At 54.5% G+C, this 17,005-nt stretch carries 13 protein-coding genes, 1 tRNA gene and 1 pseudogene; 4 read left to right on the top strand and 11 right to left on the bottom strand.

What is annotated here, in order from left to right; translation table 11 throughout:
* Positions 1-95: 95 nt before the first annotated feature.
* On the bottom strand, positions 96-446 hold the full coding sequence (locus CPH65_RS14225; RefSeq protein WP_096174218.1) for a hypothetical protein: 351 nt from the start codon (positions 444-446) through the stop codon (positions 96-98).
* Between the two features lie 292 nt (positions 447-738).
* Between CPH65_RS14225 and CPH65_RS14220 the strand changes: the two genes are divergently transcribed.
* A complete protein-coding gene (locus tag CPH65_RS14220) occupies positions 739-945 on the top strand; it encodes a cold-shock protein (protein WP_096174216.1) in 207 nt (68 codons plus the stop codon).
* Between the two features lie 76 nt (positions 946-1,021).
* Entirely contained in the window at positions 1,022-1,231 is a 210-nt protein-coding gene (locus CPH65_RS14215) for a hypothetical protein (protein WP_096174213.1), read from the top strand.
* A 73-nt stretch (positions 1,232-1,304) separates the two neighbouring features.
* Here the strand turns inward: CPH65_RS14215 and CPH65_RS14210 are convergent, their stop codons facing one another.
* Positions 1,305-2,876, bottom strand: a complete 1,572-nt coding sequence (locus tag CPH65_RS14210) for an inorganic phosphate transporter (protein WP_096174211.1) — start codon at positions 2,874-2,876, stop codon at positions 1,305-1,307.
* 365 nt (positions 2,877-3,241) lie between these two features.
* Positions 3,242-4,591: a sodium:alanine symporter family protein gene (locus CPH65_RS14205; protein ID WP_096174209.1), complete on the bottom strand. Its 1,350-nt coding sequence runs from the start codon at positions 4,589-4,591 to the stop codon at positions 3,242-3,244.
* 351 nt (positions 4,592-4,942) lie between these two features.
* Between CPH65_RS14205 and CPH65_RS14200 the strand changes: the two genes are divergently transcribed.
* A complete protein-coding gene (locus tag CPH65_RS14200; RefSeq protein ID WP_096174206.1) occupies positions 4,943-5,251 on the top strand; it encodes a Dabb family protein in 309 nt (102 codons plus the stop codon).
* Between the two features lie 105 nt (positions 5,252-5,356).
* Here the strand turns inward: CPH65_RS14200 and CPH65_RS14195 are convergent, their stop codons facing one another.
* The 8 genes and pseudogenes from CPH65_RS14195 to CPH65_RS14160 all read right to left on the bottom strand — a co-directional run bounded on the left by CPH65_RS14195 (position 5,357) and on the right by CPH65_RS14160 (position 15,864).
* Entirely contained in the window at positions 5,357-6,304 is a 948-nt protein-coding gene (locus CPH65_RS14195) for an MYG1 family protein (protein ID WP_096174204.1), read from the bottom strand.
* Positions 6,305-6,448: 144 nt separating this feature from the next.
* A pseudogene (locus CPH65_RS25065) lies at positions 6,449-7,400 on the bottom strand (IS630 family transposase).
* Between the two features lie 156 nt (positions 7,401-7,556).
* The gene (locus tag CPH65_RS14185; protein WP_096174201.1) at positions 7,557-10,586 is read right to left on the bottom strand and encodes an efflux RND transporter permease subunit; all 3,030 of its coding nucleotides are present in this window, start codon (positions 10,584-10,586) and stop codon (positions 7,557-7,559) included.
* A gap of 3 nt (positions 10,587-10,589) precedes the next feature.
* Complete coding sequence (locus CPH65_RS14180; protein WP_096174199.1) at positions 10,590-11,669, bottom strand: efflux RND transporter periplasmic adaptor subunit; 1,080 nt, start codon at positions 11,667-11,669, stop codon at positions 10,590-10,592.
* Positions 11,670-12,138: 469 nt separating this feature from the next.
* Positions 12,139-12,783: a nucleoside triphosphate hydrolase gene (locus tag CPH65_RS14175; RefSeq protein ID WP_096174197.1), complete on the bottom strand. Its 645-nt coding sequence runs from the start codon at positions 12,781-12,783 to the stop codon at positions 12,139-12,141.
* A gap of 352 nt (positions 12,784-13,135) precedes the next feature.
* Positions 13,136-13,212, bottom strand: a tRNA-Pro gene (locus CPH65_RS14170).
* Between the two features lie 279 nt (positions 13,213-13,491).
* Positions 13,492-15,099, bottom strand: a complete 1,608-nt coding sequence (locus CPH65_RS14165; RefSeq protein ID WP_096174195.1) for a bifunctional UDP-sugar hydrolase/5'-nucleotidase — start codon at positions 15,097-15,099, stop codon at positions 13,492-13,494.
* Between the two features lie 336 nt (positions 15,100-15,435).
* On the bottom strand, positions 15,436-15,864 hold the full coding sequence (locus CPH65_RS14160) for a YchJ family protein (protein ID WP_096176418.1): 429 nt from the start codon (positions 15,862-15,864) through the stop codon (positions 15,436-15,438).
* 153 nt (positions 15,865-16,017) lie between these two features.
* Here CPH65_RS14160 and CPH65_RS14155 point away from each other — a divergent pair, with 153 nt between their 5' ends.
* Entirely contained in the window at positions 16,018-17,001 is a 984-nt protein-coding gene (locus CPH65_RS14155) for an aldo/keto reductase (protein ID WP_096174192.1), read from the top strand.
* Positions 17,002-17,005 lie beyond the last annotated feature (4 nt).

The raw sequence follows: 17,005 nt of genomic DNA, 5'->3' as shown, positions 1-17,005 counted from the left end.
TTGATATCAGGATTGGCCATTCACAAATTGCTATGCCGTTTGGTTGGCCTGGGTTCGGAGACAGTTCGAGCGTACGGTGCGATCGTCAGCAGACCTTACATCGCTTTGACAAGTTCTATCTGACAGGCCTGCGCGAGAAAACCATTTGGCTTTTCGGCTCCCGTTGGTGTGGCCCAGCCGGCTTCCTCGACAATCGACTTGCGCTGATAGCTGTTCGCCGCCTTGAGATCCGCCAAGACTTTAGAAGCCATCGGATCCGATTTTGAGCTTTCGATGCAATAAGGCGTGAGTGCCGAAACGACCGCCGTTCTCGATGCACTATCAGATAGCTCTTCAGCAGAGCTGCTTGTCATCCAACCACCCCAATTGAACCCCACGACCGCAAGCGCAATAGCACCAGCTCCCGCGCCCATAAGGGCCGGTTTAATCCATTCAGAAATTTTCATGATGTGTGTCCAATCGGTATTTTAAGATGCACAATTTATCTCGTGCAAGAATTGTATGGTAGCACAATTTCCTGCAAAAATTGCATAATAAATGTTTGGCTTGTTTTTTATTCGAAAAGCAACTATGTATATGAGCATGTGTTACAGCCATCATTGGCTATCTAATCTCCCGGCTATCCGGTATGCTTGATATTCCCCTGATTTGTGACCGTACGAGCCCGCTGGTGTTTTCACCTGCGGACAATTTTCCCGTTCGCTTCAGGCTACGGGCATTCTTAAAAAGGAATTTGCCATGACTATCGGCACCGTTAAGTTTTTCAACTCTTCCAAAGGCTTTGGCTTCATTGAGCCAGAAGATGGTTCCAAGGACGCTTTTGTACACATCTCCGCAGTTGAGCGCGCAGGTATTGCGAATCTCGCTGAAGGTGCAAAGGTTTCTTACGAGCTGGAAAGCGGCCGTAACGGTAAAGAATCTGCAGTTGACTTGAAACTTCTGTAATTCAATACCAGCCAAGGCCGGTCAACTCGACTGGCCTTGGCTATCTCCACCGAGTGCCCCCCACAGAGGTGTATATGTGATTAGCATTGCTAAGAAAAAAGCGGAAGAACGTCTGGCGGCAGTTCAAAAGTCCCAGAAGGCTGCATTGAATGAACAGGAAGAACGCGTCTCCAAAGTTAGAGCAAATACCGCTCGCTTGAAGGCCATGCGTCTGGCCAAAGAAGAAGAAGACAGCAAGAATCCCCCTCCGGCCAAAGCCACCCGCAAACGGGCAAAGCCCAAGTAGCACACAACTTTCTCATTGATTTGATTATAGACGCTCACTTCTCGGCGAGACCCCATCGGTTTTACGATGGGTCTTAAGGCAGCATCATGCCCCGCAGAGCGAAGAAGAAGAGCGCCGCCAGTGCACCGGATACTGGCACGGTAATCACCCAGGCAGATGCGATTTTCAAAAGCGATGACCGTTTAACCAGCTGACGCTTGAGTGCCTTGCGCAGCTTTTTGCGTTGCGCTGCCGAAATAACGGCTTCCGGCCCCATTGCCTTCAAAGCGTCCAGCATGCGGTGCTTTTCCTCGGGTGGCGCATTGCGGAAGTCCATCAAAACGGCTTCCACCTGATCGAGGTTGGGATCTCCTTCGTGTTTTGCCAGCACATTTTCGACCACTCTGCCCAAGCGCTGTTCCAGAAATTCCCGCAAAAACCCAACGCCAAACACCGCCCCTAGAGCCACGTGGGTTGAACTGATCGGCAGGCCCAACTGGCTGGCAATAATCACGGTGACCGCTGCTGCGAGCGCAATACAAAAGGCGCGCGAGCGGTCGAGCTCGGTGATTTCCGAGCCAACGGTGCGGATGAGTTTGGGGCCGAACAGCGCCAAACCAAACGAAATTCCGATCGCGCCGATGACCATCACCCACATGGGAATCGCCACCTTGCCGCCGCCGCCCCCTTGGGTCAGCACATCGACAACACCGGCGAGCGGGCCAACCGCGTTGGCCACATCATTCGCCCCATGGGCAAAGCTCAGCAAAGCTGCCGCAAAGATCAAGGGCACGGTGAAGAGCCGGTTGACGCTGGACCGATCCGGCGAGAGATTCTGAGTCGCACGGACGATGAAGGGGCGGACAGAAACGTAACAAAGGACAGCGACCGCCGCACCCACAAACAAGGCTGTCATAGTATCAAGCTTGACCAGATGCTTGATCCCCTTGAGCGCAAGATAGGTGGTAAACACCCAAGCCATGATGGCATTCATGAAGGGAACGACCTTTCGCGCCGCGCTCACAGGGTCCGATTGAAAGAAGATCAGCTTTTTGAGTGCATAGAGAATTGTGGCCGCAATCACGCCCCCCATCAGAGGAGAGATCACCCAACTGGCAGCGATCTGAGCCATCGAGGTCCAGTTCACGATGTCCCAGCCGGCAGATGCGATCCCTGCCCCCATGACCCCGCCAACAATGGAATGGGTTGTCGAGACAGGAGCCCCCAGCCAAGTCGCGGCATTGAGCCAGATCGCGGCCCCCATTAGCGCACCCATCATGACCCACACGAAAACGTCCGTATTGCCCACTCTGGCAGGATCGATAATGCCCTTTTTCACGGTTTCCACTACATCGCCCCCGGCGATGATGGCCCCGCTCGCCTCAAAGATGACCGCAATCAGAATCGCTGATGTCAATGTGATCGCGAAGGAACCGACTGCAGGTCCGACATTGTTGGCCACATCGTTGGCTCCGATGTTCAGAGCCATATAGGCGCCAATAACAGCAGCAGCAACCAACAGAAATGCCCGATCAACATCGGCAAACTGGGTGCCGGTGTAGATCATCACGCCCACGATAAACAGGACGGCAGTCCCAAGTCTTCCAACTTCTGTTCTGCTCAAATCAGCGGCATCCTCGATTTTGAGATAGTCTCTGACTTTCATTGTCCCCTCCGAGGCTCAATTGGGCATTCGGCCTTAGCGCGCAAGAGCGAGCCCGTCGATTGCCGAGTTGACGGCAAGCTATTCGTCGAGCAATGGGGTAGAGTTGCGTTCCGTCAAATACAAGGGATTATGTGTCGTAATTTCGGGACATATCGACAGATATTTTTAGTTTTATTCACCGAAATTCTTTTCAACTTCACGAGACATCAAGAATAAGTGCAAGATGTGCGCATTCCTAGACTCAAGAGAAGGAAGGTTAATTTTGCGAAGATTTGAGAAAATGCCGCAATTATTGCACCTATTCATAAAAAAGGAGCGCGCGCAGCGCCCCTTTTAGTTGTTTCCCAGGAAAACTCAGCTGATGGTTAGCCTTTTGAGCCGTTGGATGCGAAATAATCTCTGGTCAGTTTGAAGACAATCGGGCTCAGCAAAGCCAACGCAATCAGGTTGGGGATGGCCATCATGGCGTTGAGCGTGTCGGCCAAAAGCCAGATAAAGCCAAGATCGGCGGTGGCGCCAAAATAGATCATGACGATCCATGCAATGCGATAGGCGATCAAAACCCTGGTTCCAAACAAATACCCCACGCATTTTTCACCATAGAAGGACCAGCCCAGAATGGTGGTGAAGGCGAAGATAGACAAGGCGATGGCAATCAGATATCCGCCGACACCCGGCAAGGAGTTTTCAAAGGCCAGAGACGTCAGGGCCGCTCCCGACTCACCACTCGTCCAGGCTCCCGATGTGATAATGGCAAGGCCGGTGATCGAGCAAACGATGATCGTGTCAATGAAAGTGCCGAGCATGGCAACCAGACCCTGATTGACCGGGCCTTTGGTCGCGGCTGCAGCGTGAGCGATCGGGGCAGACCCCAGACCGGCTTCGTTGGAGAAGACCCCACGCGCCACACCAAACCGAATCGCAGCCCAGACGGCCGCACCAGCAAAGCCGCCTTCTGCGGCGGAGGGCGTGAAGGCATGAGAAAAGACCAAACCAAGTGCCGCACCGATGTTGCCGATATTGAGCAACAGCACCAGCAGGCCGGCAACAATGTAGGAAACGGCCATGAACGGCACCAGCTTGCCGGCAACAGCACCGATTCGGGTGATGCCACCAAGAATGACCATGGCGGTCAGTACCATCAACACAACGCCGGTTATGGACGTGTTCAGCCCGAAGCTGACTTCGAGCACCTGAGCCACACCGTTGGCTTGCACCCCATTGCCGATACCAAAGGCAGCAAAGGCACCGAACAAGGCAAAGGCGAAACCAAGCCAGCGCCAGTTATTGCCCAGGCCATTCTTGATATAATACATCGGGCCACCGACATAATTGCCCAGTGTGTCCTGTTCGCGATACTCAACCGCGCAGACTGCCTCGGCATATTTGGTGGCCATGCCGATCAGCGCGGTCATCCACATCCAGAACAGCGCCCCCGGGCCACCCAGAAAAACAGCCGTCGCAACACCTGCGATGTTACCGGTGCCGATTGTGGCGGACAGGGAGGTCATCAAAGCATTGAACGGGCTGATCTGCCCTTCACCCTGCTCTTCGCGCCCCTTGAACAGGAGACGAAAGCCTGTGCCTAGTTTCATGATCGGCATGAACTTCAGTCCAAGCTGCAAGAAAAAACCGACACCAAGAATGAGCACCAGCATCATCGGCCCCCAGACGATGCCGTTGATGCTGGTTACAATTGAGTTCAACGTTTCCATTGTTATCCTCTCTGTGCGTGTATTTTTTTCGTTTTTTGCCCGCCATCGCGACCGGCCCAACACTCAGTTGCGTTTATTGGATTTTTGTTTGCACGGTGGATTTCGAGGGTCAAGTTAGTTAAATGAGCCAATCTGTCAGTTGTACCTATTCCTCCCTGCGCCCGAATGACGCAGGCAGGACGACTATTGCGCTCAAGACCCATGAATACACCTGTTTCCGGGTAGTTTTTTTAGGGGTTCGTTTGCTTTCGCGTCAGGTGCGGATTAAGCGGAGAGAACAGACAGCTCGGGCTTTCTCGCGCGCGTCATTCATGTCAACGTGATCACATGACAGTATGGGAGGAATGGAAGATGATCCGTCATATCGTTCTGACAAAGTTCAAACCGGATGTGCCAGAGAACCAGATCAAAAGCCTTTACGCTGCGCTTTCAACGCTGACGGGTCGGCTTTCCGGTGCACACGGCTTTACCGGTGGCCGGTCAGAAAGCCCCGAGCAAATCGAACGGGGCTATATGCATGGGTTTGTGATCGACTTTGACAGTTGGGATGATCTCAAGATCTATGCCGATCATCCGGATCACAAGGCTCTCAGCGCTCAATTGGTTGAAAATGCTGTTGGCGGCGCGGAAGGGATTCTCGTGCTGGATTTGGACGTGTGAGGCTTGTCCTGTTTTATGGGAGGATCGCGCCAACGCATTGCCTCTCTCCTGCCGCACCTGGCCCAGATAGGCATCATGCGTCGTTGATAACAGGGGACTTGAGGCTCAAGCCTTTTGCGTGCGTTCCTCTCGCTCGCGCCGCACCTCTTTGATCGCGATATCGGCCATTTGCAGTATCGCTTCGCGAGAACCGGCCACCGCGATAAACCGCGCGCTGTGGCAAAATTTCGCTCCGCTGACACCAGAGGCCGCTTCGAGCGCTTCGTCGGACAGCCCCGCCCATGCGGCAGGCAGATCAGCGCGCTGGTCGAATGTATCTCTGGACAGCTTTATACCATTCAAAGTCCAGTCTTCTCCGCGCGGATGAATTTCAAACAGAATATGGTCAGCGCCAGATCGCTTTAAGGCCGAGAGATAGGGCATGCCCCTTGGCAGTTCGAGAATAGGCCCCTCTCCCGCTTTGGCGATTGCAGCGCGCACGATCCCCCTCGCCCGCTCCTTGGCGACAAGGTTGCGGATGAACCCTTCCAGAAAGCTGCGAGCGATGGGTAGCGCGGCCATGAAGGCATCATCATCCGCCGTTGGCGATGGATCGTCAAAGACGGGTTTGAGGTTTGCCAGCAGCGAGGGCAGCGTCAGGCTCGACAAGGGGCCAGCCACGGACGGCTCGATGGTTCCGTTGTCCAGAAGATCGATCGGCAACACAAAATCTGCGTCGAGGGCAGCATGGATCGCCTCAAGGTCCACATCCGGCACCTCGATTGCCGCCAGATAATCCCGTCCGAAATGCTTCCAGATAAGACCGAAGGAACTGAAGGGTTGCCCATCCTGCCGAAGAGGACCGGGTTTCTGATGATGGTCAAAGATCTGCCGGGCCTGATCATAGGCACCTCCGACATCAAAAACGATCTTTTCGGGTGCCGGCGCGATATGCTCTCTGTTGCGACTGCGGATCAGGTGCGCATCCGGAAACAGATGCGTCAGAACCACCGAGGACAGGACTTCATCCGCGTGAAAACCGCCGGAATGGGTGACAAGCTGAGTAATGATCATCGCGGTGTTCCATGTCTTTCAGAGGTGTGCTGCCCCCGTGAGGGAGCGCGTCGCTTGTCTCCTCTTCACACCAATTCCTTGAAAGATCAACCGGTTTATCTCATCGCGGTGAAAGCAAAGCAAACGAACTAAAGCATATCGCAATTAATTAACCTCATACCCGGCAGCTTTGAAGTAGTTCAGACACTCCTTGGCAGAATAGAGGTCACAAATGTCACCGATCGCGTCTGAGATTGTATCGAAGCTTCTGGCTGCTCGCTTGCGCAGCAGTGTCTTGAGTTTGGAATATGCCATTTCGATGGGATTGAGGTCCGGTGAATATGGCGGAAGAAACAGCAGCCATGCTCCCTTTGATCTGACGAGCTTTTGAGCTTTCTCACTTTTGTGGAAGGCGACATTATCGAGGATGACGATGTCGCCAGCTGACAGGGTCGGCAGTAGTTGAGTTTCAATCCAAGTTTCAAAGATACGTCGGTTCATCGGAGCATTGACGATCCAGGGCGCAACCATCCCACGGGATCTCAAACCAGCGATGAAGGTCTGGGATTTCCAATGACCAAAAGAAGCGTGAGCGCGATAGCGCTGTCCTTTTGGTGACCATCCAGACCGTTTGGTCAGCTTCGTGTTGGTTGATGTCTCATCGATAAAGATCAATCGGGACAATGCTTTGTTGAAGAAAGGCCGGCGCTGATTGATCCATACATACCGATCATGAGCAATCGCGGCCCGTAGCTGTTCAGTGGCTACCAGACTTTTTTTTATGGCTCAGGCCGAGCCTGTGAAGCACGCGCCCAACGCTAGAGCGATGCACATGGACCCCGCGTTCAGCCAATTCCAGACAAAGCTCATCAAGCGTCAGATCGCCATTCTCAGACATGCGCCTTGTGATCCATTCATGATGCACACCCAATTTGCCTTTGTCTGGTCGGCCTTGCTTGCGAGGCTGCACAGAACCCGTCTCTTTCTTGAGAAGCATCAGGTTATTGACAAACCGTGGTGACACGCGGAAATGGCTGGCGGCCGCCCGATGCGAATGACCGGCATCAACAAATGAAGCAACACGTTCGCGCAATGCAATAGGAAGTGATTTGCCCATGATGATCCCCTTTTCTCAAAGGGAATCACAATTGGCAAAAAATGGGAATCCTGAATCTCATTAACTGCGACACGCTTTAGGTTATAGCGCAGAGGGAATTTCTCCCCTCCAGCCCGATTGAAAACCAGGAGGCCCATCCCCAATAGCCTCTACGGCTCAGGCCTCTTTGCTGAAGAAGAGGCGATAGAAGACGGGAGCTGCCAACAGGGTAAGCACGGTGGCAAACCCCAATCCACCCATGATCGTGACAGCCATCGACGCGAAGAAGGCATCCCACAACAGGGGGAGCATTCCCAGAATCGTGGTCGCAGCGGCCAACGTCACAGGCCGAACACGAGTGGTGGATGCCCGAACAATCGCCTCGTTAAGCGCCAGCCCCTCGGCGCGGACCAGATCAATCTCCTCGACCAGAACGATCCCGTTCTTGATCAGCATCCCCGACAGGCTCAGCAGCCCAAGAAGCGCGGTGAAGGAGAAGGGGATCCCGCTCAGCAGCAAACCGATCGAGACACCATTCACAGCCATCGGCACGAGCAACCAGATGATTAACGGTTGGCGCAGTTTGCCGAACAGAACGATCGAGATGACAATCATGATAATGAGTGTGATAGGAAGCTTGAGGCCGAGGCTTTGCTGCGCCTCGGTCTGGGTTTCATATTCCCCGCCCCATTCGAAATTATACCCGGAGGGCAGGTCCATCGCCTCGATAGCCGGACGAACCTCTTCAAAGACCGCAGAAGCATTGGCATCTTCAGCCACCCCGGAGAGAACCGTCAGGTTATAGACCCTGTCTCGTCGCTGGATGTGGGTATTCTCCGTTTGGGGCTTCAGGCTCTTCACAACACCGGAAATGGGCACATAGCGTGATGCAGCAGAAGAATAGATCGGCTGGTCAAGCAAATGAATGGCCTGTTTGTCGTTGCGATCAGTCGTACGGATCTTGATCGGGATGCGGCGATCTTCCTCACGATAGATACCCGCAGTCAGACCGTCAGTCGCCATTTTGAGGGTGTCGGATACATCCGCACGCGTGATACCTGCGATCAGGGCCTGATCCTCGGCATAATCCGGACGAAGTGTGAGCTCCTGTTCATACCAGTTTTGTCGGATGTTCTCGACCCGGTCGGAGCTTTTCCTCATCAGGTTCTCTGCTTCATGCGCAAGGGCACGAAGAACCGTTGGATCGGGCCCGGAGAATCTTCCCTGGATGGGCGTGCCTCCGCCGGGGCCAAAGGTCAGCCGCTCCGTTCTGAACAGGCCGTCGGGCAATGCCCGTTCGGCAAATTCGGTGAGGTTTTCTCGCAATGCAGGAATTGCATCGAGATTTTTGGCCCGGATTATCAAATGGCCGTAGCTGGCAAGACTTTCCTCCGCCTTATAGGTCAGCATGAAGCGCGAAGCGCCCCGGCCGATGAAGGTTGCGGTGGAAACCACCTCGTCCTGCTTGGCAAGCCATGATTCCAGCACTTCCAGATCCGCAGACGTGCGCTCGATACTAGACCCCTGTGGCAACTTGTAGTGAACGAAGAAAAGAGGTGTATTGCTGGGTGGAAAGAATTGTTGTTTCACCTGTCCGAAACCGACATAGCAGGCAACGGTTAGCAAAATCAGGCCGATCACAACGAACCAGCGACCGCGCAAAGCGCCACGCAGCATTTTGGCGTAGGCGCGGAAGACAGGGCCGCCATAGGGGTCCTTGTCACGATCTTTGCCGTGTTGAAAGAGATAGTGGCCCAAAAGCGGGGTCACCGTAACCGCCAGCACCCACGATATCAAAAGCGAAATGGCGATGACCGCAAACAGCGAGAAGAGGAATTCTCCCGTTGCGTCATTGCTCAACCCTATGCCGGCAAAGGCCATAATCCCGATCACCGTGGCACCCAGTAGCGGAATCTGCGTTTTCGCGGCTACCAACTGTGCCGCATCGCGCGATTCATTGCCCTGCTCCATTTCACTTTGCATGCCTTCGGCCACCACGATGGCGTTATCAACCAGCATGCCCATGGCAATGATGAGGGCACCAAGAGAGATCCTCTGCATCTCGATGCCGAACCACGCCATGAAGAACAGACTGCCCACCACAGTGAGCAACAGGGTGGATCCGACCACGATTGCGGCCCGCCATCCCATGAACAGCCCCAGCACGATAATGACAATCGAAACCGACAGCGCAAGATTGATCAGGAAGCTGTTGGAGGCCTCCTCGACGACCAGATGCTGCTGATAAATCGGATGCAGCTGGACACCATGGGGAATGTTCTGCATCAACTCATTGATCCGGTCGTCGACACGGTGGCCGATATCAACGATATTGAGATCTTCCCGCCCTGCGATGCCGATAGTGAAGGCTTCCTCTCCATCAAACCGGATCAGACGATGGGGCGTCTCCGTTTCGGAACGTGTAACGTTGGCAAAGTCATGAATGGAAATCAGCTTCCCCGACGCACCAATGGTCAGGTTGCCGATCTCTTCCACCGTTGAAGAAGCCACGGGTGCGGCAAGACGCGTGGTTTTGTCTTCTCCATGGATCGTGCCGGTATCAGTCACTGGATTGGCGATGCTCAGCGCCTGAATGATAGCGGCTGGTGAAAGCCCGATATTGTTGAGAATGGCTTGGCGGGGTTCGACATAGATGACCTCTTCGGGCAGCCCGTCGAGGGTAACGCTCGCAACGCCGTCAACGGCCAGAAGGTTGCGTCGCATATACTGGGCTAGGTCGTGCAGTTCGGAGGCCGCGAAGCCCGGCGCTGTCACAGCCATGAAGATCCCATAAACGTCACCAAAGGAGTCATTCACCGTGGGTTCTCTGGCTCCATCGGGCAGCTCTCCTGCAGCATCGGAAACCCGGTGACGCAATTTGTCCCAGATCTGGGGAAGTTGATCTGGGCCGAATTCCATGCGGATGTTGACCGTGATGCGGCTAAGGCCGGGCGCATTGGACGATGAAATATAATCGATCTCGGACATCTGCTGGATCGCGGATTCAAGAGGCTCTGAAACCTCCTCTGCCACATCTTTAGCCGATGCACCGGGATATTGGGTGATCACGACCGCTGTCTTGATAGAAAAGGCGGGATCTTCAAGACGTCCCATGGTCATGAAGCCCCAAAGGCCGCCAAGCAAACAGCCAAGAATGAGCATCCAAGTCAGGATGGGATTGTCAATAGAGGCACGGGATATCGACATGACTTACTCTCCGAACCCGGTGAAGCGACGAACAGATTGGCCTTCCTCCAGCAGTGAGGCACCAGCGGACACGATTTCGGACCCTTCTGGCGGCCCCTTTTTCAGCACGATTGCAGCATTGTCATCCGTCTCAATCTCGACCGGCTCGCGGCTGACCGTGCCGCTATCCTCATCCCCGTTCGATGGGTGATAGAGCATCACACCGGGGGCACCTTCGCTGTCATAGATGAGCGCGGTCTTGGGCAGGACGATCCGATCCGGCTTGTCTGAGGCGGACACAACCCTTACCGAAACGGAGGAGCCGGGCAGGATGGTGTGATTTTGGGGAGCGTCGATCAACGCCAAAGTGAGCTTGTAGGTCTGTGTGATCGAGGTGGCATCGGTTTCAAACTCGCGGATTTGAAGAGGGAAGCTTTGTTTGTCTTCAGGAAACTGCGCCTGAAACGCGACGTTGCCCCGATTTGAGCGTTGGGCAAGTATTTCGGGAATGTCGATATCCACCCGCCATTCCGAAATATCCTGCAGGCGTACAATGGCAGTGCCCGCTGAAACGGTCGTGAAATTGGGCACTGCGCGACGGGCCACAAGTGCATTGAAGGGCGCGTGCAGTGTCGCATCTTCCAGTTGGCGTTCAGCTTGCTCGACCTCGATTTCTGCCAGTTCAAAGGCCGTGCGGGCATCTTCAACCTGCGTCCGCGAGATGCTGCTGCCCTGAAGCTTTTTGTAGCGCTTCAATTCTCGTTCCGTCTTTTTCAGATTGAGTTTGGCCTGCCGCAGAGCACGCTCGAAGGTTTCGGTATCCAGACGGGCAACCAATTCCCCCTTTTCCAATTGGGAGCCTTCCTTGACGGGGAACTCGACGATCTGCCCGCCCACCTGAAACGCCAGATCAACGGTTTCTCGCGCACGTATCTGGCCGAAAAAGCGGCGCTCCACCCTCTCTTTCTGAGGCTCGAGTTTCATGAGTTTGACGGGACGTTTCCCGGTCTGGGCCCACGCGTACTGGCAAGCAAGCAGGCTGGCAACGATCGGCCCTGCAATGAGGAGAGTGGCTCTGCGCTTCGTCAGGATGTGCGGCTTCATGCGTTTATTTCCTCGCTTCCGCCCGGGACTGTGCCGCGGATCATCAATTGAGAAAATCTCCTCGCCATGTCCGCAGATGTGCGGGCCATATCCGAAGAGATGAGGTCGTTGGGGTTTGGCATCCATATGCATGATGCCAACAGCAGCTTCAGTTGAAGTAATACACGACCACCAAACATTGTTCCACGTTCATCTGCACAATCTCGGCATCGTCTTTTGTCCCAGAAGCTTGAGCACGAATGGAGCGAAGCGACGTCCCAAAAGGATAACAGGGGGTGCGACATTGCCGCCTTGCCTCAGCGTCAAGGCCTTTGCGACCACGCGCGCCAGCGCCAGCTTCGCGGTTCCTACACGCGCCGAAGGTCAGTCACCCCTGTCATAACAAAGGTAAGTGGACAACATCGAACCTGAACCAAGACACAAGCCAAAAGAAGAGACGCATTGCGTGTCGAGAGGCTTTCGCCCTTCGCTAGGGTCTCGTTCCATCAATGCGAATGTCTGGATTGCTGCTGTTCGAGATCACCATACGGGCGTTTAAAAGGTCATTTTCCTCGACCTTTTTCCGGGCAGCTTCTTGGGAGAAGTTCAGCTCCAGCCAGCGCCGCATGAGCCGCTCCCGCAGGATGTCTTCGGGCACATCAATAAAGACTGAAACATCGAAATGCTGCCGTAAACGGATCCACGGCTCGTCATCCAGCAGCAAGTAGTTGCCCTCAACAACGATCAATCTGGTGGATAGAGGGATCAGACGGGCACCTGCACGGGCGATTTCTATGGACCGGTCAAAGATGGGAGCGGCGATCCTGTCTTCGCGTCCCCCGCGAAGGCGATGGAGGATCGAATCAAGCCCGCCCACATCGAACGTGTCGCTGGCACCCTTTCGCGCTTTCCTGCCCATATCGTCAAGCACGATATCGTCATAGTGATAGCCGTCCATTGGCAGAAGCGTTGCCTGTTCGGCATGCCCGACATTCAGTTTTTCGACCAGCTTCTCAGCGAATGTCGACTTGCCCGATCCCGGGGCCCCAGCCAAACAAACGATAAATCTCTCACCATTGAACCGCTGCAGTATGGCATCTGCCAGACCATCGACTTGATCCACTTCCCTTGTCATCTTGTCTTCACCTTGTTGGAAAGCACTTCTTCGCCTCTCCTGTTCATCCCGCTGGGTGCTTCAGAAACGAGGACTGACGAATGCAAAGCGCCATGTGATCCGATGGTGTGCAAGTCTAGACCATCGCCCGGCTTCGTGCCATCTCAATGATGGCTTTCCACGATGAGACCCAGCGCAAGCATGATGGCGAGGTTGCGGATTTTTAATAGGAAAGCAAAGACCGGTTGGGACTGCGAACCACTCAAGACATGTCTCAAGCGATTACTGGTCGTTAGGCATTCGACACAAGATTTTTTGGGGGAAGCGTTTGTCTTTTCACCGAGACGGGAAAGACCTAACCTTTTGAAAAGGTTGGTCGGAGTGAGAGGATTCGAACCTCCGGCCCCTGCCTCCCGAAGGCAGTGCTCTACCAGGCTGAGCTACACTCCGACGCTGTTCGAGATGTGCATACTCCGAACGTCACGCAAATGCAACAATGGCTGACGATTTCTCACCAAATATCAAAAGTTTCCACTTTTCGTGTGTGTTTCAGCAGCGACATTGCCCTGACCCCGGTTGGCGCTTCACTCTGGGTAAAACCCAAGCGATAGGTGAGTGCGCGTTACCCTCTTTGATCGGTCTCGGTGACGATCATTACAAAGCCTCGGCAATAAAAACCCGGCGACAAAGCTGCCGCCGGGAGATCATGATCCAATCGCATAAGCCGAATTATTCTTCGGTAATGCGATCGTCGAGTTCGGGCGTGTAGTCCGGATGGGCCGAGATGTAATCGGCAACGACATTCTCGAGGTTCGGACCGTAGTCATAGGCGTTCATGCCGTTGGTTGCGAAGACCTTGTAGCCGTCACCGCCAGAGCGCATGTAGTTGTTGGATGCAACGCCGTAGGTGGCTTCGGGATCCAGCGGAACCCACTTGCCATCCTGCATGACTTCAGCCGAGATCACGCGCTCACCAGCAGGCTTGGATTTGGTCCAAGTGTATTTGAGACCGGCAACTTGCGGGAAGCGACCTGCGACCTCTTCGACCTGCGAGAGGCCATTTTCCAGAGCAGCGATCACATCGGCGCCCTTGAGCTGGAAGGTGGCGATTGTGTTTTGGAACGGCAGGACCGTCAAAACTTCACCCATAGTGACTTCGCCAGCATCGATGGAGGCACGCAGACCGCCCCCGTTCTGAATGGCGATGGAAATGCCCTGATCCTTCACGCGATCAAGCATGGCGTCAGAGACGAGGACACCCATTTCACAGAGTTTGACGCGGCAATTGTCGCGGCTGCCGTCGATCTCATCAGCAACAGAGCCGATGACCTTGACCTTCAGCTCTTCGATCGGAGCGCCCAGTTCGTTGACGCGAGCCAAGAAGCCTTCGTCAGGGGTGACAGACTTATCAAGAATGATCGGATCGCCCTTGGCGGAGATGACTTCGCCGTCATCGTCCCATGTGACGACAACATCGCCGACATATTTGGAATAGGCGTAGGCCTGAACGATTGGCACATCTTTGCCATCAGGGTTCTTGACCATCACCGGATAGGGGCCTGCTGCCTTGTCGTCGGTGTTGGACAGAAGCGTGTGGGAGTGACCACCGACGATGATGTCGATGCCAGACACTTTGGATGCCAGATCCATATCCTTGGGCAGACCTTCGTGGGTGACCGCGATGATCTTGTTCACGCCCTGCTCGGTCAGTTCCATGACCGCCTGCTTCAGATAGTCCTCGGAGGAGGAGAAAATGACTTTGTCTCCGGGGGACGAGGTTTCAACGGTGTCTTCAGCCAGTGTGGAGACGAGACCGATTTTCTCACCGCCAACTTCCTTGATGATGTAGCCCTTGATCTTGCCTTTAAGGGCTGGCTCACTGGAGACATCAATGTTGCCGGAGATGATGGGGAATTCGGCCTTGTCGACAAAAGCGGACAGTGTTTCCGGTCCATCATCGAATTCGTGGTTGCCGACGGCCATGACGTCAAAGCCGATGCCGTTCATGAATTCAACGGCGGCGTCGCCCTTGTAGGTGGAATAGAAGAGTGAACCCTGGAACTGGTCGCCGGCATCGATGACGAGAAAATTCTTGCCGGCATCGGAGAGTTCGCCTCGGCGCTGATTGATCATGGTCTTGACGCGGGCGACGCCACCAAAGCACTTGCCTTCTGCTTCGCTCTCGTCGTCACAGGTGGAATCATATTTGTTGATGGATTCAATGCGGGAATGCAGATCGTTGATATGCAGAATGTTGAGAGAATAATCCGCATGCGCCGAGCCAGCAAAGCCAGCAGTCAGCGCCATGGCAGCAACACCGGTGAGATATTTTTTCATACTATTTGAAACCTCCAAACGATTGAATACTTCCTTGCGCCACTTATCGATGGCGCAGGATCCTCCGCTGCTTTTTCGCAGACAGATGGACCCTTTCGGGAGACACTTGCAGAGCCGTTTGCCGGGGAGGCTCTGACGTGCAGGAACGTTATCGAACCTCAACAACTTTTTCATGACAACTACGACTTGGGCAGTGGCCTCTGACGCAATCCCCAGAAATATGTCGATTTTTGCCGACATGGGGCGGTCTATGGGTTTTTACGAGGGTTATTGTCCCCCATTCGGCCATTTAGAAGCGCCAAAAGTCAGCAATGACACCAAGACTGCCCCACCGCCTCAGCTTTCGGGCAGAGCTTCGCAATAGTACCAGCGGCCTTTGGATTTGCGAAAAAGACTCAATTCGCGATGAGTATGAAGGCTTCCACCGGCCAGATATCGGGCCTCGAACAAGACCATGCCGCGACGGTCTGTCGCCTCCCCTTCCCTCACATCAAGAATGTCCAGTCCAACCCAGTGATTTTCAGCGGCCCATCGCGCCGTGGCGAAGTGATCGAACCCGGGTTGGTATTTCGGCCAGAGTGTCTGATACAGATAGTCGATATTCTCATGCACAAAAGCTGTGTAGCGAGACCGCATGAGGCTTTCAGCGCGTGCGGGCAGCTCTTTGCCGTCGAGATAGGGTCCGCAGCAGTGGGTAAGTGGCTTGCCGCTGCCGCAAGGACACGAAGCATCGCTAGGGGAGCCCTTGGTATCAGTGCCGTTCATCATCTCTTTTCCTTCGCCGCATCGTTGTAAGGTTCGGCTTTTTATTTTGCCAATTTCCGCTAAAATGGCATTCTCATCTCGGCCAATGCAAGTGGACCGGCCTCAGTTGATCCCGGTCCCGCCAAGACGCAACTTCCACGAAAGACACTTATCATGCAATATGCAAAGCTCGGCCACACTGGCCTCGATATCTCCCGCCTGTGTCTGGGCTGCATGTCCTACGGAACACCGGGCGCTGGCTCACATCCCTGGTCGCTCAACGAGGAAGACAGCCGGCCCTACATCCGCAAGGCACTGGAGATGGGAATCAATTTCTTCGATACGGCCAATATGTACTCGGATGGCTCGTCAGAAGACATCGTTGGTCGGGCCCTCAAGGATTTTGCCCGGCGCGAAGAAGTGGTGATTGCCACCAAGGTGTTCAATCGGATGCATGAAGGACCCAACGGCGCAGGGCTTTCCCGCAAGGCCATCATGCAGGAGATCGACAACTCCTTAAGGCGTCTGCAAACCGATTATGTCGACCTCTATCAGATTCACCGCTTTGATTATGAAACGCCAATCGAAGAGACGCTGGAAGCGCTCAATGATGTCGTCAAGGCGGGCAAGGCGCGCTACATCGGCGCCTCATCCATGTTTGCCTGGCAGTTTGCCACCATGCTGGCGACGTCCAAAGCCAATGGCTGGAGCCGATTTGTCTCAATGCAGAATTTCGTCAATCTCATTTATCGCGAGGAAGAACGCGAGATGCTGCCGCTTTGTGAGGCTGAGGGAATCGGTGTCATTCCCTGGAGCCCGATGGCACGCGGTCGTTTGACCCGGCGCTGGGATGCTGAGAGCACGCCAAGAACCGAGACCGATCCACTCCGCCGCAGCCTGTTTGCCGATATGGAAAAGGCGGACCGGCTTGTGGTCGACGCCGTGGCAGATGTGGCCGAAGCACGGGGTGTTCCAATGGCTCAGATCGCACTGGCGTGGGTGCTTCGCAAATCCGTAATCTCGGCACCGATCATCGGGGCCACAAAGTTGCATCATCTTGATGACGCAGTGGCTGCGCTCGACATCGAACTGACAGATGAAGAAGTCGCCAAGCTCGAGGCCCCTTACGTACCGCATCCGGTTGTCGGTCACTCTTGAGGTG

Source organism: Cohaesibacter sp. ES.047 (genome assembly GCF_900215505.1).
Classification (GTDB): Bacteria; Pseudomonadota; Alphaproteobacteria; order Rhizobiales; family Cohaesibacteraceae; genus Cohaesibacter.
Note: the sequence above shows the minus strand (reverse complement) of the source record. Positions and strands in the feature narration are given on the sequence as shown.

Coding starts and splice junctions, on each gene's coding strand:
- CPH65_RS14185 (WP_096174201.1), bottom strand. CDS start 10,586: ATGTCGATATCCCGTGCCTCTATTGACAATCCCATCCTGACTTGGATG.
- CPH65_RS14200 (WP_096174206.1), top strand. CDS start 4,943: ATGATCCGTCATATCGTTCTGACAAAGTTCAAACCGGATGTGCCAGAG.
- CPH65_RS14205 (WP_096174209.1), bottom strand. CDS start 4,591: ATGGAAACGTTGAACTCAATTGTAACCAGCATCAACGGCATCGTCTGG.
- CPH65_RS14160 (WP_096176418.1), bottom strand. CDS start 15,864: ATGAACGGCACTGATACCAAGGGCTCCCCTAGCGATGCTTCGTGTCCT.
- CPH65_RS14210 (WP_096174211.1), bottom strand. CDS start 2,876: ATGAAAGTCAGAGACTATCTCAAAATCGAGGATGCCGCTGATTTGAGC.
- CPH65_RS14165 (WP_096174195.1), bottom strand. CDS start 15,099: ATGAAAAAATATCTCACCGGTGTTGCTGCCATGGCGCTGACTGCTGGC.
- CPH65_RS14180 (WP_096174199.1), bottom strand. CDS start 11,669: ATGAAGCCGCACATCCTGACGAAGCGCAGAGCCACTCTCCTCATTGCA.
- CPH65_RS14195 (WP_096174204.1), bottom strand. CDS start 6,304: ATGATCATTACTCAGCTTGTCACCCATTCCGGCGGTTTTCACGCGGAT.
- CPH65_RS14225 (WP_096174218.1), bottom strand. CDS start 446: ATGAAAATTTCTGAATGGATTAAACCGGCCCTTATGGGCGCGGGAGCT.
- CPH65_RS14220 (WP_096174216.1), top strand. CDS start 739: ATGACTATCGGCACCGTTAAGTTTTTCAACTCTTCCAAAGGCTTTGGC.
- CPH65_RS14155 (WP_096174192.1), top strand. CDS start 16,018: ATGCAATATGCAAAGCTCGGCCACACTGGCCTCGATATCTCCCGCCTG.
- CPH65_RS14175 (WP_096174197.1), bottom strand. CDS start 12,783: ATGACAAGGGAAGTGGATCAAGTCGATGGTCTGGCAGATGCCATACTG.